Source organism: Cystobacter fuscus (assembly GCF_044360685.1).
GTDB lineage: Bacteria > Myxococcota > Myxococcia > Myxococcales > Myxococcaceae > Cystobacter > Cystobacter fuscus_C.
The window spans coordinates 9,105,339-9,132,305 of record NZ_CP043491.1 but is presented as its reverse complement, the minus strand read 5'-3'; the positions used below and the strand labels follow the sequence as shown (position 1 = coordinate 9,132,305).

Below are 26,967 nucleotides of genomic sequence, written 5' to 3'. Positions count from 1 at the left end.
AGGGAATGAATGCGTTTACCGTCGCGCGACGCCCCCGCGTTCGCCACCGCTGTGTCCGAAGTTCCCTCGTGGGTGGATGTGCTCCGGGAGCGGGCTCGCGTTCAACCTGACGCGTGTGTCTTCACCTTCCTCGATGAGGAGGGTGAAATCCCTATCACTTATAGTGAATTGGATGAGGGCGCTCGCGCCGTCGCCGCACTGCTTCAACGGCACCTCGTCCCGGGAGACCGGGCGCTGCTGTTGTATCCGCCGGGCCGGGAATACGTGCTGGGTTTTCTTGGCTGTCTCTACGCGGGCGTCATCGCCGTTCCCGCCTATCCGCCAGACCCCACCCGCCTGGGGCGCACCCTGCCGCGGCTCCAGGCGCTCGTGGCCGATTGCCGGCCCGCCGCGGCCCTCACCACCTCGCCCCTGCTGGACATGGTGGAGTTTCTCACCAGCGAGGCCCCGGATCTGCGCGCGCTGCGCTGGCTCGCCACGGATGCCATTGCCCCCGGCTCCTCCGACGCATGGTCCACTCCCCGGCTGTCTCCCTCGGACCTCGCCTTCCTGCAATACACCTCCGGCTCCACCGGCACGCCCAAGGGCGTGATGCTCAGCCACGCCCACCTGCTGCACAACTCGGGACTCATCTCGCTCGGGTTCGATGCGCCCCCGAATCCCGTGGGCGTCATCTGGCTGCCGCCGTACCACGACATGGGGCTCATCGGCGGCATCCTCCAGCCCCTCTACCGCGACATCCCCACCGTCTTGATGTCGCCGCTCTTCTTCCTCCAGCGCCCCCTGCGCTGGTTGGAGGCCATCTCCCGCCACGGTGGCACCGTCAGCGGTGGTCCCAACTTCGCCTATGAGCTGTGCGTGCGGAAGAGCACCCCCGAGGAGCGCGCCGCGCTGGACCTGAGCCGCTGGTCGGTGGCCTTCTGCGGCGCCGAGCCCATCCGCCAGGAGACGCTCGAGCGGTTCACCGAGGCGTTCGCCCCCGCGGGCTTCCGGCGCGAGGCCTTCTATCCCTGCTACGGGCTCGCAGAGGGCACGCTGATCGTCAGCGGTGGCCGGCGCGCCGAGCCCCCCGTGGTCCGCCACTTCGAGCGCGAGGCCCTGCTGCGCGGTGAGGCCCGGGCCGCCGCCTCCGAGGGCGTGGCGATGATCGGCTGCGGCCAGTCCCTGGGCGGCCAGGAGGTGCGCATCGTCGATCCCCAGACGCTCGTGCCCTGTGCTCCCGGCCGCGTTGGGGAGATCTGGGTGCGCGGCCCCAGCGTGGCCCAGGGCTACTGGGAGCGGCCCGAGGAGACCGGACGCACCTTCCACGCCCGGCTCGCCGGCTCGGGCGAGGGGCCCTATCTGCGCACCGGAGACCTCGGCGTGCTCGACGGGGGCGAGCTGTTCGTCACCGGCCGCCAGAAGGATCTCCTCATCATCCGGGGCCGCAATCACTATCCCCAGGATCTCGAGCTCACCGTCGAGCGGTGTGATCCAGGTCTGCGCCCCGGCTGCGGCGCGGCGTTCTCCGTGACCGTCGACGGTGAGGAGCGGGCCGTGGCCGTCCACGAGTTCTCCGCTCGCTCCGGCGATGGGGTGGAGCGCTCCCGCGAGGTCATCGCCCGCATCCGCCAGGCCGTGGCCGAACAGCATGAGCTCGCCGTCCATGCCGTGGTGCTCCTCGCGCCGGGCAGTCTCCCGAAGACGTCCAGCGGCAAGGTCCAGCGCCACGCCAGCCGCGCCGCCTTCCTCGAGGGCTCCCTGGACGTCATGGGCTCCTGGCGCGAGGACACCGCGTCCCCCGGTGGGCCCGAGACGGCGCCGGTGGAGGCGGAGCCTCCCGTTCCTCCCCCGGGCTCGGCGCCCGAGGCCCTGCTGCCGTGGCTCTCCGCGCGCTTGTCCCGGGCGCTCGGCATCTCCCCGGTGGAGCTGTCGCTCGACGAGCCCCTCACCCGGTATGGGCTCGACTCGCTGCGCTCCCTGGAGGTGCAGAACGGTCTGGAGACCGCCCTCGGCGTCGCGCTTCCCGTCACCTTCCTGCTCCAGGGTCCGAGCACGCGGGAGCTGGCCGCGCGCCTCTCCGAGCGTTCCACGCCCGCCGCCGAGGCCTCGGCCACCCCGGTGGACCCGGCCGCGCCCGCGCCCCTCTCCGACGGCCAGCGCGCCCTGTGGTTCCTCCAGCGCATGGCCCCCGGCAGCACCGCGTACCACGTGGTGCGCGCGGTGCGGATCTCCTCCCCCCTCGATGTCCCCGCGCTGGAGCGTGCCTTCCAGACGCTCGTGGCGCGGCATGCCTCGCTGCGCGCCGTGTTCCCCGAGGAGCAGGGCGCTCCCGTGCAGCGCTTCGTGGCGTGGCCGGGCTCCGTGCTCCACGTGGAAGACGCCTCCAGTTGGAGCGAGGCCACGCTGTCGGCCCGGCTCGACGTCGAGGCCCGCGAGCCCTTCGACCTCGCCCAGGGGCCGTTGATGCGCGTCCAGCTGTTCACCCGGGGCGCCGACTCGCACGTGCTGCTGCTCGCGATGCACCACCTCGTCACCGACTTCTGGTCGTTCGCGGTGATGGTGGAGGAGCTGGGCGCGCTCTACTCCGCGGAGACGCGGGGCGCTCCCGCCGCCTTGCCCCCCGGCGCGCCCGAGCCCGTCGCGGCGATCCACGCCCTCGCGGCGCGGCTCGCCGGTCCGAGGGGCGAGGCCCTGCGTGCTTTCTGGGGCTCGCGTCTCGGCGGAGAGCTGCCCGCCCTGGCGCTGCCCCTGGATCACCCTCGGCCCCGGCTCCAGTCCTTCCGGGGGGATTCGCTTCCGTTCCACGTGGGCCCGGAGAGCACCGCGCGCGTGAAGGCCCTCGCGCGGGAGCACGGCGCCACGCCGTACATGGTGCTGCTCGCGGCCTTCTTCGCCTTCCTGCGCCGCTACACCGGCCAGGAGGACCTCCTCGTGGGCTCGCCCACCGCGGGCCGCTCGCGTCCGGAGCTGGCCCGGCTCGTGGGCTACCTCGTCAACCCCGTGGCCCTGCGCGCCTCGCTCCCGCCGGGGCTCTCCTTCGCACAGCTCATCTCCCAGGTGCGCACCACGGTGCTGGAGGCACTCGAGCACCAGGAGTGGCCCTTCGCCCGGCTCGTCGAGCAGCTCCAGCCCACGCGTGAGCCGGGGCGCTCGCCCCTCTTCCAGGCCATGTTCGTCCTCCAGCGCGGCCACCTTCCTGGAGACCCGGGGCCGCTCTCCGCCTTCGCGCTCGGCGAGGCCGGTGCGCGCATGCGCCTGGGGCCCCTGACGCTCGAGTCCCTGCCGGTCTCGACTCGCGGCGCGGCGTTCGACCTCACCCTGATGATGGCCGAGACGGGGGAGGGACTGGGCGGTTCGTGGGAGTACTGCACGGACCTCTTCGCGCCCTCCACGGCCGCGCGCATGGCCCGGCACTTCGTGTCGCTGCTCGCGAGTCTGGTGGAGTCCCCCGAGCGCCCGGTGGAGGCGGCGGAGCTGCTCGACGCGGAGGAGCGCGCCCGGGTGTTGGGCTCCTGGAGCGAGGGGCCGCGGGTGGACGTGGCCGAGGGCAATCTCGCGGGGTTGTTGAGGGAGCGGGCCCGGCTGTCGCCCGGCCAGGAGGCGCTGGTGTGCGGCGCCGAGCGGCTGGATTACCACGAGCTGGAGGCGCGGGCCCGGCGGCTCGGTCACCGGCTGCGGCGCGAGGGCGTGGGCCCCGAGGTGCGCGTGGGCGTGCTGCTGGAGCGGGGCGTGGACGTGGGCGTGGCCTTCTGGGGCGTGCAGCTCGCGGGCGGCGTGTACGTGCCGCTGGACGTGGTACAGCCCCGCGAGCGGCTGGAGTGGATGGTGGAGGACTCCCGGCCCCACGTGGTGGTGACGCGCGCGGGCCTGGGCGAGCGCTGCCGGGTTCCCCCGAGCGTCCGCGTGCTGCGGCTGGACGAGCCCGGAGACGACGCGGCGGGCCCGCTGGAGAGCGCGGCCAGTTCCGAGCATGCCGCGTATGTCATCTACACCTCGGGCAGCACCGGCAGGCCCAAGGGCGTCGAGCTGACGCACCGGGGCGCGCTCCACCTGGCCCATACGCAGTGGCGCGTCTTCGGGCTCGCCGAGGGCAGCCGCGTGCTCCAGTTCGCGCCGCTCGGCTTCGATGCCTCCATCTCCGAGTTCCTGATGACGGTGGCCGCGGGCGCGGCATTGGTCTTCCCCGCCGCGGGCGAGCTGCTCGTGGGCGAGGGGCTCAAGCGCACGCTGGTGGAGGGGAGGGTGGACACGGCCACGCTGCCTCCCTCCGTGCTCGCGCTGCTGCCCCCCGAGGGACTCGAGACGCTGCGCACCGTCATCTCCGCGGGAGAAGCGTGCCCGGCGGAGCTGGTGGCGCGGTGGGCTCCGGGCCGGCGCTTCCTCAATGCCTACGGGCCCACCGAGGTGACGGTGTGCGCCTCGTGGGCCGAGTGCCGCGCGGACGAGGCGCGTCCTCCTCCCATCGGTGGCCCGCTGGGCAATACCCAGGTGTACGTGCTGGACGCGGCCCTGAGGCCCGTGCTCCCGGGCGTGGCCGGTGAGCTGTACGTGGGCGGCCCGGGCGTGGCCCGCGGCTATGTCGGCCGGCCGGAGCTGACGGCGGAGCGCTTCGTTCCCCATCCGTTCGCCCGCGAGCCCGGCGCCCGCCTGTACCGCACCGGCGACGTGGTGCGCTGGCGGGTGGACGGCGCGCTGGAGTACCTGGGCCGCGCGGATGCCCAGGTGAAGCTGCGCGGCATGCGCGTGGAGCCCGGCGAAATCGAGGCCGTGCTCGTGGAGGTGCTCGGGGCGCGGCAGGCGCTCGTGCGCCCCTGGAAGGGCCCGGATGGGGAGACCCGGCTCGTGGCGTACCTCGTCCCCGGTGCCTCTCCGCTCCCCGAGGGCCGCGAGGTGCGTGAGCGGCTGCGCTCGCGCCTCCCCGAGCACATGCTCCCCTCCGCCTTCGTTCCCCTGGAGGCCCTGCCGCTCACGCCCCACGGCAAGGTGGACCCGCGCGCGCTCCCGGCTCCCCAGTCCCCCGGCCGCTCCGCCTCCTTCGTCGCGCCGCGCTCACCGGTGGAGGTGTCCATCGCCCGCGCGTGGAGCCATGCGCTCGGCCATGAGGGCGTGGGCCTGTACGAGCACTTCTTCGATGACCTCGGCGGCAGCTCGCTCACCGTGGTCCGCGCCCGGGCCCTGCTTCGTGAGGAGCTGAAGCAGGACGTGCCCATCACCCACTTCTTCGAACACCCCACGGTCCACGCGCTCGCCCGGCGCCTGGGCACGCCGACTCCACCCCCGTCCGACTCCACCCCGCACCAGGATCGCGCCGAGGCCCGCCGTCAGGCCCTCCAGCGCCGCAACCCGAGAGGTTATCGAGGCAATGGCTGATCAGCAGTCGATGGATGAGGGGACCGGCAACGACATCGCGATCATCGGCATGGCGGGGCGCTTCCCCGGTGCCTCGGACGTGCACGCCTTCTGGAGCAACCTGCGCCAGGGCGTCGAGTCCATCTCCCGCTTCCGCGAGGACGAACTGGAGTCCTCGCCGCTCGTTCCGGACGCGCTTCGCTCGCACCCGGACTTCGTGCGCGCCGGTGGCGTGCTCGAGGGCGCCGAGCTCTTCGACGCCGGCTTCTTCGACATCGCCCCGCGCGAGGCGATGTGGATGGATCCCCAACAGCGCGTCTTCCTGGAGTGCGCCTGGGCCGCGCTCGAGGACGCCGCGTACGAGCCCGGCCGCTTCCCGGGGAAGATCGCCCTCTATGCCGGCGTGGGCCAGTCCAACCACGTGCTGTCCCTGCTCGGCCAGGTGCGCAAGGAGCCCGCCGCCCTCTTCGAGGCGCTCGGCACCACCACCGCCGAGAACGCCGCCACCAAGGTCTCCTTCAAGCTCGAGCTGCGCGGCGAGAGCATGGCGCTCTACACCGCCTGCTCCACCGGCCTCGTCTCCGTCCACATGGCCTGCCAGAGCCTGCTGATGCGTCAGTCCGACATCGCCCTGGCCGGCGCCGTGCGCATCTCCCTTCCCCAGCGCACCGGCTACCTCTTCCAGGAAGGGATGATCTTCTCCCCCGACGGGCACTGCCGCGCCTTCGATGCGCGCGCCCAGGGCACCATCAGCGGCAATGGCGTGGGCGTCGTCGTCCTCAAGCCGCTCGCGGACGCGCTGCGCGATGGGGACCACGTCTATGCCGTCATCAAGGGCTCGGCCATCAACAACGATGGTCACCTCAAGGTCGGCTACACCGCCCCCAGCGTCGAGGGCCAGTCCGAGGTCATCTCCGAGGCGCTCGCCTACGCCGGCGCCAGCGCGGGCGACATTGACTACGTGGAGGCCCACGGTACCGGTACGCCGCTCGGAGATCCGATAGAGATCGCCGCGCTCACCCGCGCCTTCCGCCGCGACACGGACGCCCGGCGCTTCTGCGCGCTCGGCTCGGTGAAGACGAACATCGGGCACCTGGACACCGCCGCGGGCATCGCCGGCCTGCTCAAGGCCACGCTCGCGCTCCACCACGAGGAGCTTCCTCCCAGCCTCCACTTCGAGCGCCCCAACCCCGCCATCGACTTCGAGGCGAGCCCCTTCTTCGTCCTCACCGGCCGTCAGGACTGGAAGCGCGGCGAGCGGCCCCGGCTCGCGGGCGTCAGCTCCTTCGGCATCGGCGGCACCAACGCGCACGCCATCCTCGGCGAGGCCCCGCTCGTGGCCCACCAGCCGAGCACCCGCTCCCGGCAGCTCGTCACGCTCTCGGCCCGCACGCCCTCCGCCCTGGAGTCGATGACGCGTGAGCTGGCCGCGCACCTGGAGGCCCACCCCGGTGTGGACCTCGCGGACCTGGCCTTCACCCGCGCCGTGGGCCGCAAGGCCTTCGAGCATCGGCGGGCCCTCGTCGTGGAAGACGTGGCCTCGCTCGCCGCCCGGTTGAAGGCACCCCCCACGGCCCGCAGCCTCACCCACCTGGAGGCCGCCCGCGAGCAGCGCGTGGTCTTCCTGTTCCCCGGTCAGGGCGCGCAGTCGGTGGGCATGGCGCGAGAGCTGTATGACTCCGAGCCCGTCTTCCGGGAACACGCCGACGCATGCCTCGAGCCGCTGGCGTCCCTGCTGGGCCGGGACCTGCGTTCACTCTTGTATCCGGCTCCCGGACGGGAAGCTCCGGCGCGCGAGGCCCTCGCGGATCCCCGCTACGCCCTGCCCGCGCTCTTCACCGTGGAGTACGCGCTGGCCCGACTCTGGATGCACTGGGGCCTCGAGCCCCATGCCCTGTTCGGACACAGCCTGGGCGAGTACGCCGCCGCGTGCCTCGCGGGCGTGTTGTCCCTGGAGGCTGCGCTGAAGCTCGTGGTGGCGCGCGGCCGGTTGATGGCCTCCATGCCCCCGGGTGCCATGACCGCCGTGGCCTGCTCCGAGGAGGTGCTGCGTCCTCTCCTGGTGGGTAGGCTCTCCCTGGCCGCCCTCAATGGTGAGTCCCGCTGTGTCGTGTCCGGCCCCGTCGAGGAGATCGAGGCACTGGAGCGGGAGTTCGAGGGCCGGAAGGTGAGCACGATGCGCCTGCCCACGCGCCAGGCCTTCCACTCGGCCGCCGTGGAGCCGCTCATGGCTCCGCTCCAGGAGGTGCTCGCGGGACTGCGCCTGTCCCCACCCCAGAGCCCCTACGTGTCCAGTCTTACCGGGACGTGGATCCGCGCCGAGGAGGCCACGGATCCCTCCTACTGGGCCCGGCAGATGCGCGAGCCCGTGCGCTTCGCCGAGGGACTCGAGACCCTGCTGCGCGAGGGGTACTCCCTCTTCGTGGAGGTGGGTCCGGATCAGGCCCTCACCGGGCTCTCCCGCTCGCGGCTGCGGGGCCAGTCCAGCGCGCTCGCCGTGCCGTCGCTGCCTCGCGCGGGTGGCGCCGCTTCCGAGCAGGCCACCGTCCTGGAGGCGCTCGGTGAGCTGTGGGGCGCGGGCCTGGAAGTGCGTTGGGACCGCTTCTACGCGCACGAGCAGCGCCTGCGGCTGTCCCTGCCCACCTATCCCTTCGAGCGGCAGCGCTTCGTCCTGGAAGCCCGGTGGTTGGAGCCCGAGGCGCCCCGGCCCTCCGTGCCCGCTCCGGCCCTTTCCGCACCCGCTCCCGTCATTCCGGCCGCCGCTCCCGCCGCGTCCGGGCAGGGCCCTCGCAACGACATCGAGCGTCAGGTGATGGAGATCTGGCGCGAGCGGCTCGGCATCGCGGACCTGGGCCTCCACGACAACTTCCTGGAGCTGGGTGGCAACTCGCTGATGGCCGCGCAGATGCTCACGCGCCTGCGTGAGACCTTCCCCGTGCAGTTGCCGCTGAGCGATCTCTTCGAGGCGCCCACGGTGGCGGGTGTCGCCGCGCGCATCGAGGCGCGTCTGAAGGAGCAGGGGCCCGGCGTGGGCCGTGTCCCGGTGCCGCCGCTCGTTCCCGTGTCTCGTGAGGGGGAGCTGCCGCTGTCCTTCGTCCAGGAGCGCGTGTGCGCCCTGGATCGCTTCGTGCCCGGCAACCCGGTGCTCAACATGCCCGTGGCCCTGCGGCTCACGGGTCCGCTCGACGTGGCCGTGTTGGAGCGGAGCCTCGCCGAGGTCATCCGCCGTCACGAGGCCCTGCGCACCACCTACGCCACCGTGGACGGACGCGCCGTGCTCCGCGTCCTCTCCTCGCTGTCGCTGCCCCTCTCCGTCACCGTGCTGGACGGCTCCCCGGAGGCGCGCGAGGCCGAGGCGCTGCGGCTCGCCCGCGAGGAGGCGGCCCGGCCCTTCTCCCTGGCGCAAGGCCCCGTCATCCGCGCGGGCCTCGTGCGCATCGACTCGGACGTCCACCTGCTGCTCGCCACCGTGCACCACGTCGTCTCGGACACCCTGTCCATGGTGGTGCTCGTGCGCGAGCTGGCGGCGCTCTACGGGGCCTTCGTCCAGGGTCAGCCCTCGCCGCTTCCGCCCCTGTCCGTGCAGTACCTGGACTACGCCACCTGGCAGCGCCGGGCCCTGGCCTCGGGTGCTTTCGCCGCCCAACACGCCTACTGGTCCGAGCGCATGGCGCGGCCTCCCGCTCCGCTCGCGCTGCCCGTGGACCGTCCGCGGGACTCCGTCCGCCAGCTCCTCGGCACCCGCCGCGTGTTCGGCTTCTCCCGCCGCCTCACCGACGCCGTCCACGCGCTCGGCCAGCGCGAGGGCTTCACCGACTTCATGATCCTCCTGGCCGCCTTCAATGCGCTGCTGACCCGTTACGCGGGGCAGGAGGACATCGTCGTGGGCACGCCCATCGGCAATCGCACCCGGGGCGAGCTGGAGCCGCTCATCGGCTACGTGGCCCACGCCGTCCCCCTGCGCACGGACCTCTCCGGAGATCCCTCCTTCCTGGAGCTGCTCTCGCGCGTGCGCGACACCACGCTCGGCGCCTACGCGAACCCGGACATCCCCTACGAGCACCTCGTGCGCGAGCTGGAGCCCGCCAAGGATCCGGAGCGCGCCCGCCTGTTCGACGCGCTCTTCGTCCTCCACGCCGGCTTTCCCTCGAGCATGGAGCTGTCCGGCCTCCGGCTGAAGCTCGTGGACGTGCCGGACGTGCCCGCCCAGTTCGGCGCCACGCTCTCCGACCTCTCCATCTTCATGGGCGAGGGCGAGCACGGCTTCGAGGGCAGTCTCGAGTACGCCGCCGAGCTGTTCGACCCGCCCACCATCGACCGGTTGCTCGGCCACCTCGAGGCGCTCCTCGATGCCGCCGTGGCCGACCCGCACCAGCGGCTCTCCGCGCTGCCCCTGCTCACCGACGCCGAGCGCCGTCCGGCCGCCACTCCGCTCCCGGCTCCCGAGGTGACGCCCCTGCCGGACCTGCTCGAGCACCAGGCCGTGCTCGCCCCCGAGTCACTCGCCGTCCTCGCCGGGGTCCGGAGCTTCACCTGGCGCGAGCTGCGCGAGCAGTCCCTGCGGCTCTCCCGGCTGCTCGTCCAGCGGGGCGTGGGTCCCGGGCGGCTCGTGGCCGTGTGCCTGGAGCCCTCGCCCGAGCGGCTCGTGGCTCTCTGGTCCGTGATGGAGGCCGGTGGGGCCTGGGTCCTCCTGCCTCCCGCGCGGCTCCGCGAGCTGGCCTCGCTCTCGCCCGAGGGCGTGGAGCCCCCGCTGTTGCTCACGCACTCGCGGCTCCAGACGAGCCTGGCGCTCGACGCCTCCCGGGTGCTGCGCGTGGATGCGCTGCCCGAGGTGGACGCCGCTTCGCTGGAGCCGCTCCCCCGGGCCCCCGCGGACGCCGAGGCCATGGTGTGCCTCGAGCCCCTGGCGCATGCCTCCGGGGCTCCGCTCCAGGGCATCCACACGCACCGCACCGTGGCGCACCTGCTCCACGCGCTCGATGAGGCGCAGGGCTCGGCACCTGGGGGCGCGTGGCTCTGGTCCGAGGAGCCCGGTGTGCACGGCAGTGGCCTGGAGGTGCTCTGGGCGCTGAGCCGGGGCCTGCGGGTCGTCCTGCCTCCCGAGTCCCCTCACGCGCGCTTCGTGCCGGTGGGGAGGGGGGCCTCGTCCCGCCGCGCGCTGGACTTCAGCCTCTCGTACTTCGCCAACGACGAGGACGGGCTCGGCCGGCGCAAGTACCAGCTCTTGCTGGACGGCGCCCGCTTCGCCGACACGCATGGGTTCTCGGCCATCTGGACGCCCGAGCGCCACTTCCACGCCTTCGGCGGCCTCTACCCGAGCCCCGCCATCACCGGCGCGGGCATCGCCACCGTCACCGAGCGCATCGGCATCCGCGCCGGCAGCGTCGTCATCCCCCTGCACGACCCCATCCAGGTCGCCGAGGAGTGGGCGATGATCGACAACCTCTCCGGAGGCCGCGCGGGCGTGTCGTTCGCCTCGGGGTGGCACGCGAATGACTTCGTCTTCGCCCCGGACAACTACGCGCGCCGCAAGGAGATCATGCTGCGCGGCATCGAGGCGGTGCGCCACCTGTGGCGGGGCGGCTCGGTGCGCCGCCGCAACGGCGACGGCCAGGAGGTGGAGATCTCCATCCGGCCCCGCCCCGTGCAGGCCGAGCTGCCCTTCTGGCTGACGGCCGCGGGCAGCCCCGACACCTTCCGGCTCGCGGGTGAAATGGGCGCTCACGTGCTCACCAACCTGATGGGCCAGCAGCTCGACTCGCTCGCGGAGAAGGTGGCGCTCTACCGCGAGGCGTGGCGGCAGCACGGGCACGGTCCCGGCCGGGGCCACGTGAGCCTGATGATCCACACCTTCGTGGGCTCGGACGCCGCCGAGGTGCGCCGCACCGTGCGCGAGCCCCTGCTGCGCTACTTCCGCGGCTCGGTGGACATCTTCAGTGGCTTCGCCGCGAGCCAGGGCTTGAAGGTGGACCCGCGCGCCCTCACGCCCGGGGACATGGACACGCTGCTGGAGCATGGGCTCGAGCGCTACCTGGAGGACGGCGGCCTGTTCGGCACGCCCGAGTCCTGCCTGCCGATGATCGACCGGGTGCGGAAGCTGGACGTGGACGAGCTGGCGTGCCTCGTGGACTTCGGCGCGGGCACCGAGGCGACGCTGGGCAGCCTGCCGCACCTGGATGCCTTGCGGCGGCGCTCCCAGCCCGAGGACACCGGCCCCACCACCGTCGTGCTGCACGAGAGCGGCGCGGAGATGGAGGCCCTGCTGGCGCTCGTGCGCGACGCGGGCGTCACCCACCTGCACTGCACGCCCGCGCTGGCCCGCGCGCTCGTCGCGATGCCCGGAGTGGCCGAGGCGCTTCGTCCGGTGCGCCGGCTGCTCGTCGACGGGGTGGCTCCCGAGCTGGCCGCTTCGCTCGCTCGCGCGGCCGGGGTGGAGGTGGTGCGCCGTGAGCATGCGTTCGGGTCCGGCACCTGGCTGCCCGTGCGACCCGAGGCGCGTGCGGAGCCCTCCGTCCTTCCGCCCCCTCCGGCTCATGTGCGGCTCCAGGTGCTCGACTCGCGCGGCCAGCCCGTTCCCGTGGGCGTGGCTGGAGCGCTGGCCGTGGGCGGGGGTTGGGTGCCCCAGGGCTTCTGGATGGCCCCGGAGGCCGCGCGTGACCGGCTCGTGCCCCATCCGTCCGAGGTGGGCGCGCGGTTGCTCACCACGGGGCGGCGTGCCCGCCTGCGCGCCGATGGCTCCGTGGAGTTGCTCGAGGCGAAACCCTCGACGGCGCCGCGCCCGGCTCCCGCCCGGTCTCCGGCTCCCGCCGCTCGCGTGGAGCAGGCCGCCCGTGTGGAGGGTCCGCCCGCCATCACCCGCGTGCCGAGGGATCGCCCCCTGCCGCTCAGCTTCGCGCAGCAGCGGCTGTGGTACCTGGATCAGCTCGAGCCCGGGAACGTGGCCTACAACAACGCCTCCGCCATCCGCTTGAGCGGGGACCTGGACGTCTCCGCGCTGGAGCGGGCCATCGCCGAGGTGGTGCGCCGCCACGAGGCGCTGCGGACCACCTTCTCCCTGACGGACTCCGGCCCCGTGCAGCACATCGCCGACTCCGTGGCCGTGCCCCTGGAGCGCACGGTCCTGGAGGACTCCGGCGAGCGTGAAGCGGCGATCGCCCGGTGGGCCCGCGAGGAGGCCCGGCGTCCCTTCGAGCTGTCCGCGGGGCCGCTCTTGCGCACGGCGCTGCTGCGCGTGCACGGCACGGAGCACGTGCTGCTCGTCATCCCGCACCACATCGTCTCCGATGGCTGGTCCGCGGGCGTGATGATGAAGGAACTGGCGGTGCTGTATGCCTCCTTCGTCAAGGGGGCTCCGGCGCCGCTGCCCGAGCTGCCCGTGCAGTACGCGGACTACGCCGCGTGGCAGCACCAGTGGATGCGCGGCCCCGCCCTGGACGCGGGAGTCGCCTGGTGGAAGGAGGCGCTGGCCGACGTGCCGATGCTGCGCCTGCCCACGGACCGTCCCCGGCCGGCGGTGCAGACGTACCGGGGCGCCCGGCACCACTTCACCGTGCCCCGGAGCCTCGCCGACTCGCTGGGGGCGCTCGCCCGGCGCGAGGGCGCCACGCCCTTCATGGTGCTCATGGCCGCCTACCAGTTGCTCCTGTCGCGCTACAGCGGGCAGGAGGACTTCGCGGTGGGCACCGCCGTGGCGGGCCGCGACCGGCCCGAGCTGGAGCCCCTCGTCGGCTGCTTCATCAACTCGGTGGTCCTGCGCGCCGGGCTCTCCGGAGACCCGACGTTCCTGGAGCTGCTCGGCCGCGTGCGCACCTCCGCTCTGGGCGCCTTCGCCCACCAGGACACGCCGTTCGAGAAGCTCGTGGACGCGCTGCAAGTCACGCGAGATCTCGGCCACTCGCCCCTCTTCCAGACGATGCTGGTGCTGCACAACACGCCCATGCCCACCGTGAAGCTCGCGGGGCTCACCCTGAGCGGCATGGAGCTGGACATGGGCGCCTCCAAGATGGACCTCGTGCTGGAGATGCGCGAGGGCCCGGAGGGCCTGGGGGCCGGGCTCGAGTACAACACCGACCTCTTCGACGCGGCCACCATCGCCCGCATGGGCGAGCACTTCCTGCGCCTGCTGGAGGGCATCACCCGGACGCCGGAGCAGCGGCTCTCCACGCTGTCGCTCCTGTCCTCCGCCGAGCGCCAGCGTCTGCTCACGGAGTGGAATCCGCGGCTCCCTCCCTCGGACGCCACCACCGTGTGGGCGCTGTTCGAGGAGCAGGCCGCCCGGACTCCGGACGCGCCCGCCCTGGCCGATGCCACCGTGGTGCTGTCGTACCGGGAGCTGTGCACGCGCGCCCGCCGCATCGCCCACCTGCTGCGCCGCCACGGCGTGGGCCCCGAGTCCGTCGTGGCGCTCGGGCTGGAGCGTCCCCTGGACGTGGTGTCCGCCATCCTGGGCACGCTCGCGTCGGGGGGCGCCTGGCTCCCGTTGGACCTCGCCCACCCGCCAGAGCGCATGCAGCTCGTGCTCGACGAGGCGGGGGCTCGCGTGGTGCTCACCCGCGCCACCCTGAGCGGCCGGTTCGCGGGCAAGGAAGGCCGGGCGGTGGTGGCCCTGGAGGACGCGGCCTCCGAGCCGGCGACGCCTCCCGGCTCACCCCCCGAGCCGCACCATGCCGCCTATGTCCTCTTCACCTCGGGCTCCACGGGCGTCCCCAAGGGCGTGGTGGTGGAGCACCGCCAGCTCGTGCACGCCACACGCGCTCGGGCCCAGGTGTACGGCGCGCCGGGCATCTGCGTCTCGCTGTCGCCGTTCACCTTCGATGCGTCGCTCGCCGGGCTGTTCTGGACGCTGCTGCACGGGGGCACCATGCGCTTCCCGGAAGCGGGGGTGATGGAGGATCCCCGGGCCCTGGCGGCATCGCTCGCGCGGCACGGCGTCACGCACCTGGTGGGCTTCGTGCCCGCGCTCTACGCCCAGATTCTCGCGGCGGCTCCGGCGGGGGGACTCTCCTGCGTGCGCGCCGTCTGCCTGGGCGGCGAGGTGTTCCCGCGCGAGCTCGTGCGCGCCCACCACGAGGCCCTGCCCCAGACGCCGCTCTACAACGAGTATGGGCCCACCGAGACCACCATCTGGTGCACGCAGCACCGGGTGGATCCTTCGGAGCTGGGGCCGGTGCCCATCGGCCGTCCCATTCCGGGCTCCCGCGTGTACGTGCTCGACGAGCGGCTCCAGCTCGTGCCCGTGGGTGTGCCGGGAGAGTTGTTCGTGGGCGGTCCCGGCGTGGCGCGCGGCTACCTGGGACGTCCGGGGCAGACCTCCGAGCGCTTCCTGGCGGACCCCTTCGAGCCGAGCCCCGGTGCGCGGCTGTACCGCACGGGAGATCGCGTGCGCTGGCGCGCGGACGGGGTGCTGGAGTTCCTCGGACGCCAGGACGGACAGGTGAAGGTGCGGGGCTTCCGCATCGAGACGGGCGAGGTGGAAGCGGCGCTCGCCTCCCATCCAGGGCTGCGCGAGGTGGCGGTGGTGGTGCGGGAGGACGGGCGGGGAGTCCGGAGGCTCGTGGGCTACGTCGTGCCCCAGCGGCGTCCGGGCCCCGAGGCGGAGGCGCTGCGCGTCTTCCTGCGTGAGCGGCTCCCCGAGTACATGGTGCCCGCCGCCTTCGTGGAGCTGGAGGCCCTGCCGCGCACGCGTCCGGGCAAGGTGGACACGCGGGCCCTGCCGGCTCTGGAGCTCCAGTCCGGCGGACGGAGCACGGCGTACGTGGCGCCTCGCAACGAGCTGGAGGAGCGGCTCGCGGGCCTGTGGCGCGAGGTGCTCGGCGTGGAGCGCGTGGGGGTGGACGACAACTTCTTCGAGCTGGGCGGGGACTCCATCCTCAGCATCCAGATCGTCACCCGGGCGGGAAGGGCCGGCATCGAGTTGTCGCCGCGCCAGCTCTTCCAGAATCCCACGGTGGCCCGGCTCGCGGCGGTGGCGAACACACGGCTGGCGGTGCGCGCCGAGCAGGAGCCGGTGACGGGGCCGGTGGCGCTCTCTCCCATCCAGCGCTGGTTCTTCGAGCAGGCACCCGCCGAGCCCCACCACTGGAACATGTCGCTCTTCCTGGAGGTGCGCGGGGCTCTGGACGTGGAGGTGTTGGAGCGGGCGCTGACGCACGTGACGGAGCACCACGACGCGCTGCGCCTGCGCTTCGCGCGCGACGCGGAGGGCTGGCGGCAGGTGAGCGAGGCTCCGGGCGTGCCGCTCCGGGTGGAGCAGGTGGACGTGTCGGGCGTCCCCGCGGAGCTTCAGGCGGCGGAGCTGGAGCGGCGGGCCACGCGGGTGCAGGGCTCGCTGCGGTTGGAGGAGGGGCCGCTGCTCCGGGCGGTGCTGTTCCACCTCGGGGCGGGACGGTCCGGGCGCTTGTTGCTCGTGCTGCACCACCTGGTGGTGGACGGGGTCTCCTGGCGCATCCTCCTGGAGGATCTGCTCACGGCCTACTCGCGGCTCGCCGTGGGGGCCGCGCCGGAGCTGCCGCCGAAGACGACCTCCTTCCAGGCCTGGTCACGGGGTCTCTCCGAGCATGCCCGCTCGGGAGTCCTGGAGGCCGAGCGCTCCTGGTGGTTGGCGCGTCCCTGGTCTCGCGTCACGCGCCTGCCGGTGGACGCGTCGGAGGGTGACAACACCGAGGGCTCGGTCCGCAACGTGAGCGGGAGCCTCACCGCCGAGGAGACGCGGGCGCTGCTGCAGGACGTGCCCCGCGCGTACCACACGCAGATCAACGACGTGCTCCTCACGGCGCTCGCCCAGACGGTGGGGCGTTGGACGGGCAATCCGCTGGTGCTGGTGGACGTGGAGGGCCATGGCCGCGAGGAACTGCTCGCCGGGCTGGACGTGTCGCGCACGGTGGGCTGGCTCACCACGTACTTCCCGGCGCTGTTGGACCTCCAGGAGGCCAAGGGGCCCGGTGAGGCCCTGCGGGCCGTGAAGGAACAACTGCGTGCCGTGCCCTCCAAGGGCATGGGCTACGCGCTGCTGCGCCACCTCGTGGAGCCCTCGCCGCTCGTCGCGCTGCCCCGGGCGGAGTTGAGCTTCAACTACCTCGGACAGGTGGACGGAGCCCTGGCGGAAGGCGGACTGCTCGCGCTCGCTCCCGAGAGCGCGGGAGCGCAGCGGGGCCCGGGCAACCGCAGGCCCCACCTGCTCGACGTGGTGGGCGCGGTGGTGGGTGGCCGGCTCCAGCTGACGTGGTCGTACGGACAGGCCCCGCACCGCGAGGACACCGTCGCACGGCTCGCGGCGGACTTCCTCACGCGGCTGCGCGAGCTGATCGCCCACTGCCAGTCCCCCGAGGCGGGTGGCCACACGCCCTCGGATTTCCCGCTGGCGAAGGTCAAACAGAACCAACTCGACAAACTCTCCGCCCGTTTCGGCAAGAAGACCCGATGAGCGACAACCTCGAAGATCTCTACCCGCTCTCTCCGCTCCAGCAGGGCCTGCTCTTCCACGTCCTCCAGTCGCCGGGCACCGGGCTGTACCTCAACCAACTCTCCTGCGAGCTGCGCGGCCCCCAGGAGATCTCCACCTTCGTCGAGGCCTGGAAGCGGGTGACGGAGGCGTACCCCATCCTGCGCACGGCCCTGGTCTGGGACGATGTCGACGAGCCGCTCCAGGTGGTGCTGCGCGAGGTGGAGTTGCCGCTCGTGCGGGAGGACTGGCGGGGCGTTCCGCCCGAGGAGCTGGAGGCGCGGCTGGCCACGTGGATGGAAGAGGACCGGCGGCGGGGGTTCGATCTCGGCACGCCGCCCCTGATGCGTCTGGCGCTGCTGCGCACGGGGGACACGGCGTACCGCTTCGTCTTCAGCCACCACCACATCCTCCTGGACGGTTGGTCCGTTCCGCTGCTCATCCGTCAGGTCTTCGTCGTCTACGAGAGCCTCGTCCGGGGACATTCACCACGGGTGGAGCCGTCGCGGCCGTACCGGGACTACATCGAGTGGATTCAATCGCGAGGCCTGGAGGAGTCCGAGCGGTTCTGGCGCCGCTCGCTCGCGGGCTTCTTCGAGCCCAACGAGCCAGGCAGGGGTTTCCCGGTGACGGGGGACGGCGCCCGGCCCGGCCGTGCCTCGCGCAAGCTGCACCTGTCCGCCGCGTCCACCGAGGCGGTGAATGCGTTCGCGCGCCAGCACGGGCTCACGGTCAACACGGTGGTGCAGGGGGCGTGGGCGCTCCTCGTCGGGCACTACTCGGGGCGGGAGGACGTCGTCTTCGGCACCACGGTGTCGGGCCGTCCGCCGGAGCTGCCCGGTGTCGAGGGCATGGTGGGCCTGTTCATCAACACGCTGCCGGTGCGCGTGCGGCTGACTCCGGACGAGCCGCTGGTGGCCTGGCTGGGCGCGCTCCAGGCGTGGCTGCTGGAGATGCGGCAGCACGAGCACTCGCCGCTGGTGAAGGTGCAGCGCTGGAGCGAGGTGCCCGCGGGCACGCCGCTCTTCGAGACCCTGCTGGTCTTCGAGAACTACCCGGTGGACGCCGCGCTCTCCACGCCGCTGCCCTCGCTGGAGGTGCGGGACGTGCGCTCGGTGGAGACGGACCACCATCCGCTGACGCTCGTGGCGGTGCCCGGGCGCGAGCTGCGGTTGGAGCTCTCGCATGAGGGCGCGCGCTTCGACGGGGCGTACGTGGAGCGGATGCTGGCGCGATTGGGCCACCTGCTGGAGTCCATGGCGGCCCGGCCCGGTCAGCGGCTGCGCGAGCTGTCCCCGGTGGACGCGGTGGAGGCCCGAGTGCTCCGGGAGTGGGGCACCCCGGGGGCGGAGGCTCCCCGGCCCGAGGCCCTGCACCGGCTCTTCGAGCAGCAGGTGGCCCGGACGCCGGACGCGGAGGCGCTGGTGTTCGGCGCTCAGCGGCTCACGTACGCGGAGCTGGACGCACGGGCCAACCAGCTCGCGCACCACCTGCTCGGCCAGGGCGTGACGGCCGAGTCGCGGGTGGTGGTGTGCCTGGAGCGCTCGCCGGAGCTCATCCTCGCGATGTTCGGAGTGCTCAAGGCGGGCGGGGCGTACGTGCCCCTGGATCCCTCCTGGCCCGCGGCGCGGCTCCAGTCGATCCTCGAGGACAGCGGCGCGGCCCTGGTGCTCGCCCAGGAGCGCACGGCGGCCTGGCTCGAGGGGACGGGCGCCCGGAAGGTGCTGCTCGACGTGGATCGGGAGCGACTCGCCCTGGAGCCCCGGAGCGCTCCCGAGGTGGCGGTGGACCCCGGGCAACTGGCCTACATCATCTATACGTCGGGCTCGACGGGGCGGCCCAAGGGCGTGCTGGTGGAGCACCGGGGCGTGCGCAACACCATCGCCTCCGCGGCACGCTGGTGGTCAGCGGGCCTCGGCAAGCGCTTCTTGCAGTTCGCCTCGGCGAGCTTCGATGCCTCCGCCTTCGACATCTTCAGCACCCTGCTGAGCGGCGCGACGTTGGTGATGGCGCCTCGCGAGTCGATCCTTCCCGGAGCGGGCTTGCTGCGGCTGTTGCGCGAGGAGCGGGTGACGGGCGCGATGCTCACGCCCTCGGTGCTGGAGGCCACGCCCGTGGAGGCGCTGCCCGAGCTGGAGTCGCTGCTGGTGGCGGGCGAGGCGTGCAGTCCGCGTCTTCCCGCGCGCTGGGGGCGGGGCCGGCGCTTCGGCAACGTGTACGGGCCCACGGAGGTGAGCATCTGCTGCACCATCGCCGAGTGCTCGCCGGACGCGCCCGTGACGCCCCTGGGTCCGCCGCTCGCGGGGACGACGGCCTACGTGCTCGATGCGAGGCTGCGGCCGGTGGCGCCCGGTGTCCGGGGCGAGCTGTATGTCGGTGGCGCGGGAGTGACGCGGGGCTACCTCGGGCGCCCGGAGCTGACGGCCGAGCGCTACATCCCCGATCCCTTCAGGGGTGAAGCCGGGGCGCGGCTGTACCGCACGGGAGACGTGGTGCGGTGGATGCCGGATGGGCAGCTCGAGTTCCTGGGCCGCGCCGACCAGCAGGTGAAGCTGCGCGGGTTCCGCATCGAGCTGGGAGAGATCGAGACGGCGCTGCGGGCGCTGGAGTCCGTGGGCGAGGCCGTGGTGGTGCTCCGTCCGGGGCCGCAGGAGGGCTCACGGCTGGTGGGCTACGTGGTCGCCGCCGCGGGGAAGCCAGCGCCCTCGGGACGTGACCTGCGCGAGCGGCTGCGCGAGCGGCTGCCGGAGTACATGGTTCCCTCGGACATCGTGGTGCTGGAGGCCCTGCCGCTCAACACGAGTGGCAAGGTGGATCGCCGGGCGCTGCCCGAGCCGGAGCGCACGCGGGACGTGGCGCTCGCCTACGAGCCACCGCGCACGCCGGTGGAGCGGACGCTGGCCGAGGTGTGGGCGCAGGTGCTCGGGCATGAGCGCGTGGGCATCCACGACGAGTTCTTCGAGCTGGGAGGCGACTCCATCCTCGCCATCCAGATCATCTCGCGGGCGGCACAGGCGGGAGTGCACGTCACGGCCCGGCAGCTCTTCGCGCACCCGACGGTGGCGCGGCTCGCGGCGGTGGCGGGCTCCGCGCCCGCGGTGGTGGCCGAGCAGGGCCGGGTGACGGGCCCGGTGGTGCTCACGCCCATCCAGCGCTGGTTCCTGGAGCAGGAGGCGCTGGCCCCGCATCATTATAACCAGGCGCTGCTCTTCTCCCTGCGCGAGCCCCTGGACGCGGGGCCACTGGAGCAGGCCCTGCAGCACCTGCGCCTGCACCACGATGCGCTGCGCCTGCGCTTCACGCGGGAGGGCGGAGGCTGGCGTCAGGAGAACGGAGGGCCCGAGGGGCGCCTGTCGCTGGAGCGCGTGGAGCTCTCCGGACGGGAGCCCGGCGAGCGCCTCGCGGCCCTGGAGGCGCATGCCGCGCGGGTGCAGTCCTCGCTGAACCTGGAGGAGGGGACGCTCGCGCGCGCGGTGTTGTACGACCTGGGAGCGGGGGAGCCGGGGCGGTTGTTGCTCACCGTCCACCATCTCGCGGTGGATGGCGTGTCGTGGCGGGTGTTGCTGACGGATTTGCTCACGGCGTGGAGCCAGTCGCGTGCGGGCGGGCCGGTGAGCCTGCCCCCGAAGACGACGTCCTTCCAGCAATGGGCGGAGCGGCTGGAGGCGTACGCCCAGACCGAGACGGTCCAGGCGCAAGCGGCGTACTGGCTGGGCCTGCCCTGGGAGCGGGTCTCCCGGCTGCCCGTGGACATGCCGGGAGGAGAGGACACGGTGGGCACCTCGCGCGTGGTGCGCGTGGAGCTGGGCGCGGAGGAGACCCGTGCGCTGCTCCAGGAGGTGCCACGGGTCTGGCGCGCGCGGGTGGAGGAGGTGCTGCTCACCGCGCTGGCGGAGACCTTCCGGGAGTGGACGGGCGCGCCCGCGTTGCTCGTGGACCTGGAGGGGCATGGCCGCGAGGACGTCCTGGAGGGCGTGGACGTGTCGCGCACCGTGGGGTGGTTCACCAGCCTGTATCCCGTGGTGCTGGAGGCGGGAGACGGCCGGGTGCCCGAGTCGGGGCTCAAGGCGGTCAAGGAAGCCCTGCGCCGCGTCCCCGAGCGCGGGCTGGGTTTTGGTCTATTGCGCTACCTGTCTCGCGAGGGCGGGCTGGCCGAGCGGCTGAGGGCCCTGCCCCCGGCGGAGGTGTCCTTCAACTACCTGGGGCAGTTGGACAACGTGCTGCCCGCGGAGTCTCCGCTCTCGCTGGTCACCGATTTCGTGGGGCCCACGCAGGATCCGCGGGCGCACCGCTCTCACCGGCTCGTCGTCAACGCCATCATCTCGGGGGGCTGCCTCCAGGTGTCCTGGACGTATGGCGAGCGGATCTTCCGGAGCGAGACGGTGGAGTCGCTGTCGCGGGGCTTCCTCGCGTCCGTGCGTGCGCTGCTCGGGCGGTGCGCGGCGGAGGACGGTCCGAGCATGCTCACGCCGTCCGACTTCCCGCTGGCCCCGCTGGGACAGTCGGCGCTGGACGTCCTGGTGGCGCGGGTGGCCCGGGACGGTGCGCGAGGCCGACGCACCCTCGAGGACCTGTACACCCTGTCCCCGCTCCAGCAGGGCATGCTCTTCCACGTCCTCCGGGAGGAGGGCGGTGGGGTGTACTTCAACCAGCTCGCGAGCGAGCTGCGCGGCACGTTGGACCTCTCCGCGTTCACTCGGGCGTGGCGGCAGGTGGTGGAGGCGCACCCCATCCTGCGTACCGCCATCTTCTGGGAGGGTGTCGACGTTCCGTTGCAGGGGGTGTTCCGCGAGGTGGAGCCGCCGTTCGTCCAGGAGGACTGGCGCGGTGTGCCCGCCGCCGAGCAGGACGCCCGCTTCGCGCGATGGCTGGAGGCTGACCGTGACCGGGGCTTCTCCTTGTCCGCGCCACCGTTGGTCCGTCTGGCCCTGCTGCGTACGGGAGACGCGTCGTACCGCTTCGTCTTCAGCCACCACCACCTGCTGTTGGATGGGTGGTCGGTGCCCATCGTCGTCCGTCAGGTCTTCGCACTCTATGACCAGCTCACCCGGGGAGTGGAGCCCCGGTTGGAGCCGACGCGGCCCTACCGCGACTACATCGCCTGGCTCCAGGGGCGGGGCCTGGAGGAGTCCGAGCGCTTCTGGCGCCACTCGCTCGCGGGCTTCTCCGAGCCCACGGAGCTGGGGCGTTCCTCCGCGCGTGCGGCGGGCGCGCCCGCTGGCCGGCGGTCGCGGCAGCTCCACCTGTCCACGGCTTCCACCGAGGCGGTGAATGCGTTCGCGCGCCAGCACGGGCTCACGGTCAACACGGTGGTGCAGGGGGCATGGGCGCTCTTGCTGGGTCACCACGCGGGCACCCGGGACGTCGTCTTCGGCACCACGGTGTCGGGCCGTCCGCCGGAGCTGCCCGGAGTGGAGGGCATGGTGGGCCTGTTCATCAACACGCTGCCGGTGCGCGTGCGGCTGACTCCGGACGAGCCGCTCGTGGAGTGGCTGCGGCGCAACCAGTCGTGGCTGATGGAGATGCGGCAGCACGAGCACTCGCCACTGGTGAAGGTGCATCGCTGGAGCGAGGTGCCCGCGGGCACGCCGCTCTTCTCGAGCCTGATGATCTTCGAGAACTACCCGGTGGACGCGGCGCTCGCCACGTCGCTGCCCTCGCTGGAGGTGCGGGACGTGCGCTCGGTGGAGATGGACCACCATCCGCTGACGCTCATCTCGTCACCCGGACGCGAGCTGCCGCTGCACCTGGCGTATGACGGCGCGCGCTTCGATGACGTCCATGTGGAGGGGATGCTGAGACAACTGCGCCACCTGCTGGAGTCCATGGTGGCGCGGCCGGAGTCGAGGCTGGGGGCGCTGTCCCCGGTGGACGACGCCGAGCGGCGGCGGCTCCTGCGGGAGTGGAGTGGCGGGGCGGTCTCCGCGCACGCGCCGGAGTTGTTGCACCAGGGCTTCGAGCAGCGCGCCCGGGAGAACCCAGAGGCGGAGGCGATCCGCTTCTGCGGGCAGCGGCTCACGTATGGAGAGCTGGACGCGAGGGCGAACCAGCTCGCGCACCATCTGCGGGGGCTGGGGGTGAAGGCGGAGTCGCGGGTGGTGTTGAGCCTGGCGCGCTCGCCGGAGCTCATCGTCGGGATGCTCGGGGTCCTCAAGGCGGGCGGGGCGTATGTGCCGTTGGATCCCGCCTGGCCGGAGGCACGGCTCCGGTCGATCCTGGAGGACAGCGGAGCGCCCCTGGTGCTCGCCCAGGCGCACACGGCGGCCTGGCTGGCGGGGACGGGCGTGAAGCGGGTGTTGCTCGACGTGGAGCGGGAGACGCTCGCGCGCGAGCCCCGGACGGCGCCGGCCGTGGCGCTTGAGCCCGGGCAGTTGGCTTACGTCATCTACACCTCGGGCTCCACGGGCAAGCCCAAGGGGGTGCTGGTGGAGCACCGGGGCGCCAGCAACACGGTGAAGGCCACGCGGTGGGGGTGGGCGATCGGCCCGGACAAGCGGGTGCTCCAGTTCGCCTCGGCGAGCTTCGACGTGTCCGTGTTCGAGATCTACGGCGCGCTGAGCGACGGGGCGTGCCTGGTGATGGCGCCGCGCGAGGCGTTGATGCCGGGCGCGGACCTGCTGCGGGTGCTGCGCGAGGAGCGCGTGACGACGGCGGTGCTCACGCCCTCGGTGCTGGAGGCGACGCCGGTGGAGGCGCTGCCCGCGTTGGAGTCGATGATGGTGGCGGGCGAGGCGTGCGGCCCGCGGCTTCCCGCGCGCTGGGGCGTGGGGCGGCGGTTCGTCAACGCGTACGGCCCGACGGAGGTCTCCATCTACGCGACCGCCACCGAGTGCTTGCCGGACGCGCCCGTGGTGACCATTGGCCGGCCGCTCGCGGGGGCGGCGGCGTACGTGCTCGACGCGGAGCTGAACCCCGTGGCGGTGGGCGTGCGAGGGGAGCTGTACATCGGTGGAGCGGGGGTGACGCGGGGCTATCTCGGACGCCCGGAGCTGACGGCCGAGCGCTTCATTCCGGATCCCTTCGGGGGTGAGCCCGGTGCCCGGCTGTACCGGACGGGGGATGTGGTGCGGTGGCTCGAGGACGGGACGCTGGAGTTCCACGGGCGGGTGGACTTCCAGGTGAAGCTGCGCGGCCAACGCATCGAGCTGGGCGAGGTGGAAGCGGCGCTGAGGGAGCTGCCTGGGGTGGGTGACGCGGTCGCCATCGTGCGCGAGTACGGGCCGGGGGATCAGCGTCTGGTGGCCTACGTGGTGGCACGGGCGGAGGTCGATGGCGCGGCGCTGCGAGCGGCCCTCAAGACGCGGCTGCCCGAGGCCTGGCTGCCCGCGGCCATCGTGGGGTTGCCCGCATTCCCGCTGACGCCGAGCGGCAAGGTGAATCGCCAGGCGCTGCCGTTGCCAGGGGTGGCCTCCCGGGACGCGGGCTTCGTCGCGCCGAGGACGGACACCGAGCGGCGGCTCGCGGAGCTGTGGGCCGGGACGCTGGAGGTGGAGCGCGTGGGGGTGACGGACTCCTTCTTCGAGCTGGGAGGGCACTCACTGCTGGCCACCCAGCTCGTGTCGCGCATCCGGAGCGCCTTCGCGGTGGAGCTGCCGCTGCGCGCCATCTTCGACGCCCCCACGTTGGAGGAGCTGGCGCGGAGGGTGGAGGAGTCCCCCCGGAGGGTGGCGCATCTGCCCGCGCCGCCGCCCCTGGAGCGGCGTCCCGGGGGAGAGGTGCCGCTGAGCTTCGCGCAGCAGCGGCTGTGGTTCCTGGATCGGCTCCAGCCCGGGAGCGCGGCCTACAACATGCCGTACGCGGTGCGGCTGACGGGAGCGTTGGATGTCGCGGCCCTGGAGCGAGGGCTGGCGGCGATCCTCCAGCGGCACGAGGTGTTGCGCACGACGTTCGGCGAGGCGGAGGGGCGGCCGGTGGCGCGCGTGGTGGCGTCGGGGGCGGTGTCCCTCGGGCGGGTGGAGCTCTCGGGGCTGGCGCGGGAGGCGCGCGAGGCGGAGGTGCACCGGCTGGCGGAGCGGGAGGCTCGCGAGCCGTTCTCGCTCGCGCACGGGCCGCTCTGGAGGACGACGCTCGTGCGCCTGGCACCGGACGAGCACGTGTTGCTGCTGACGATGCACCACATCGTCACGGATGGCTGGTCCATGGGCATCGTCGTGCGCGAGCTGGCGGCGCTGTATGGGGCCGCGTCGCGCGGGGAGCCGAGCCCGTTGGCGGAGCTGCCGGTGCAGTACGCGGACTACGCGCGCTGGCAGCGCGAGTGGCTCCAGGGCGAGGTGCTGGAGGCGCAGCTGGCGTACTGGCGCGAGCGCCTGGCGGGCAGCCCTCCGGTGTTGAACCTGCCGCTGGACAAGCCGCGTCCCGAGGAGCCGGCATTCCGTGGGGGCGCGCACACGTTCGTGGTGCCGGAGGAGGTGGCGGAGCCGCTTCGGGAGCTGGGGCGGCGCGAGGGGTGCAGCCTGTTCATGGTGCTGCTGGGGGGCTTCCAGGTGTTGCTCGGCCGGTGGAGCGGGCAGGAGGACATCGTGGTGGGCTCGCCGGTGGCGGGGCGCACGCGGGCGGAGGTGGAGGGGCTGATTGGCTTCTTCGTGAACACACTGGTGTTGAGGACGCGGGTGGGCGGGGAGCCGACGTTCCGGGAGGTGTTGGGGCGGGTGAGGGAGGTGGCGCTGGGGGCGTACGCGCACCAGGACGTGCCCTTCGAGAAGCTGGTGGAGGAGCTGAGGCCCGTGCGGGACGTGCGCCACACGCCGCTGTTCCAGGTGATGTTCTCGTTGCAGAACCAGCCCCGCGAGCGGTTGGAGCTGCCGGGGCTCACGCTCACGGCGCTCGAGGCGGTGACGGGGGGAGCGAAGTTCGACCTCTCCCTGTTCTTCGAGGAGGAAGCGGGGGGAGGGCTGCGCGGGCTGTTCGACTACGACGCCAGCCTGTTCGAGGAGAGCACGGTGGCGCGGTGGGCCTCGGAGCTGGTGGGGCTGCTCGAGGAGGTGGCGAGGCAGCCGGAGGTCTCCCTGTCCCGGCTGTTGGGAGCGGGGCCCGTGCCCACGAGGACTCCGGCGACACTGTTGGCCCAGCCGTTGCGCGTGTCGCCGGGGTACGTGCGGCCCGAGGAGCCCGTGGCGCTCGAGCTGGCGGAACTCTGGCGCGAGCTGCTCCAGGTCGAGCGGGTGGGGCTGCACGACAACTTCTTTGAACTGGGGGGGCATTCGCTGCTGGCCACGCGGCTCGTGGCGCGGGTGAACCAGCGCCTGGGGGTGGAGCTTCCGCTTCGGGCGCTCTTCGAGGCGCCGGAGCTCGGCGCGCTGGCCGAGCGCATCCAGTCGCGCGCCGGAGTGGCCGGGGCGGACGAGGGCAACCGGGTGACGCTCCAGGCGGAGGGGACGGGAACGCCCTTCTTCTGGGTGCATCCGGTGGGAGGCAACGTGTTGTGCTACGCGGAGCTGGCGAGGCGGCTGGGCTCCGGGCGCCCCTTCCATGCGCTGCGGGCCACGGGGTTGGACGGACGCGAGGCGCCGCTCACCCGGGTGGAGGACATGGCGCGGCGGTACGTGGAGCAGGTGCGGGCCGTGCAGGCCGAGGGCCCCTATCTGCTCGGGGGCTGGTCCTTGGGCGGGACGGTGGCGTTCGAGATGGCGCGGGAGCTGCGGCGCCAGGGGCAGGAGGTGGCGTTGCTGGTGCTGCTCGACAGCTTCGCTCCCTCCGAGTCACCCGTGCCGGAGGGGGATGAGGCCCTGCTGTTCGCCGGGTTCGCGATGGACCTGGCACGGAGCGCGGGCCAGGAGTCACGGCTCATGCCCGAGGCCTTCGAGAACCTGTCGGCGGAGGAGCGGCTGCGCGCCTTGTGGAGCCATGCGGTGGAGGCGCGGTGGCTGCCTGTGGGGACGCGGCTGGAGGATGTGCGGGCGGTGGTGGACGTGGTCCGGGCCAACCTCCAGGCGGTGTCGCGGTACACGCCCGAGCCGTCCGCGGGACGGGTGGTGCTCCTCCGGGCGAGGGATGCCCGGAGAGGCGCGGAGCGAGACCCCACCCACGGCTGGGGGAGCCTCGTGCCGTCCGGGCTCACGGTGGAGGACGTCCCGGGAGACCACCACGGTGTGCTCCGGCCGCCGCACGTGGAGCACCTGGCGGAGCGCCTCGGAAGGCTGCTCCGGGAGGTATTGGCGTCCCCACGCGGCTGAATTTGAGAGGGTTTGGCTTTGGGG

The 26,967-nt window shown here is 73.0% G+C and carries 3 protein-coding genes; all 3 read left to right on the top strand.

Annotation, left to right across the window (positions count from 1 at the left end; all coding sequences use genetic code 11):
* Positions 1-9: 9 nt before the first annotated feature.
* Genes F0U63_RS37360 through F0U63_RS37350 form a run of 3 tightly spaced genes read left to right on the top strand, consistent with a single transcriptional unit; the run spans position 10 to position 26,943 of the window.
* A complete protein-coding gene (locus F0U63_RS37360) occupies positions 10-5,352 on the top strand; it encodes an amino acid adenylation domain-containing protein (protein ID WP_395837713.1) in 5,343 nt (1,780 codons plus the stop codon).
* Positions 5,345-16,753, top strand: a complete 11,409-nt coding sequence (locus F0U63_RS37355; protein ID WP_395837711.1) for an amino acid adenylation domain-containing protein — start codon at positions 5,345-5,347, stop codon at positions 16,751-16,753. Before F0U63_RS37360 ends, F0U63_RS37355 begins: the two co-directional genes overlap by 8 nt.
* Positions 16,750-26,943, top strand: coding sequence for an amino acid adenylation domain-containing protein (locus F0U63_RS37350; RefSeq protein ID WP_395837709.1), 10,194 nt, complete (start codon positions 16,750-16,752; stop codon positions 26,941-26,943). The genes F0U63_RS37355 and F0U63_RS37350 overlap by 4 nt, the downstream gene beginning before the upstream one ends.
* The last annotated feature ends 24 nt before the right edge of the window (positions 26,944-26,967 follow it).

Bases quoted from the DNA above. Each gene is read 5' to 3' on its own strand.
- F0U63_RS37360 (WP_395837713.1), top strand. From the start codon at position 10: ATGCGTTTACCGTCGCGCGACGCCCCCGCGTTCGCCACCGCTGTGTCC.
- F0U63_RS37355 (WP_395837711.1), top strand. From the start codon at position 5,345: ATGGCTGATCAGCAGTCGATGGATGAGGGGACCGGCAACGACATCGCG.
- F0U63_RS37350 (WP_395837709.1), top strand. From the start codon at position 16,750: ATGAGCGACAACCTCGAAGATCTCTACCCGCTCTCTCCGCTCCAGCAG.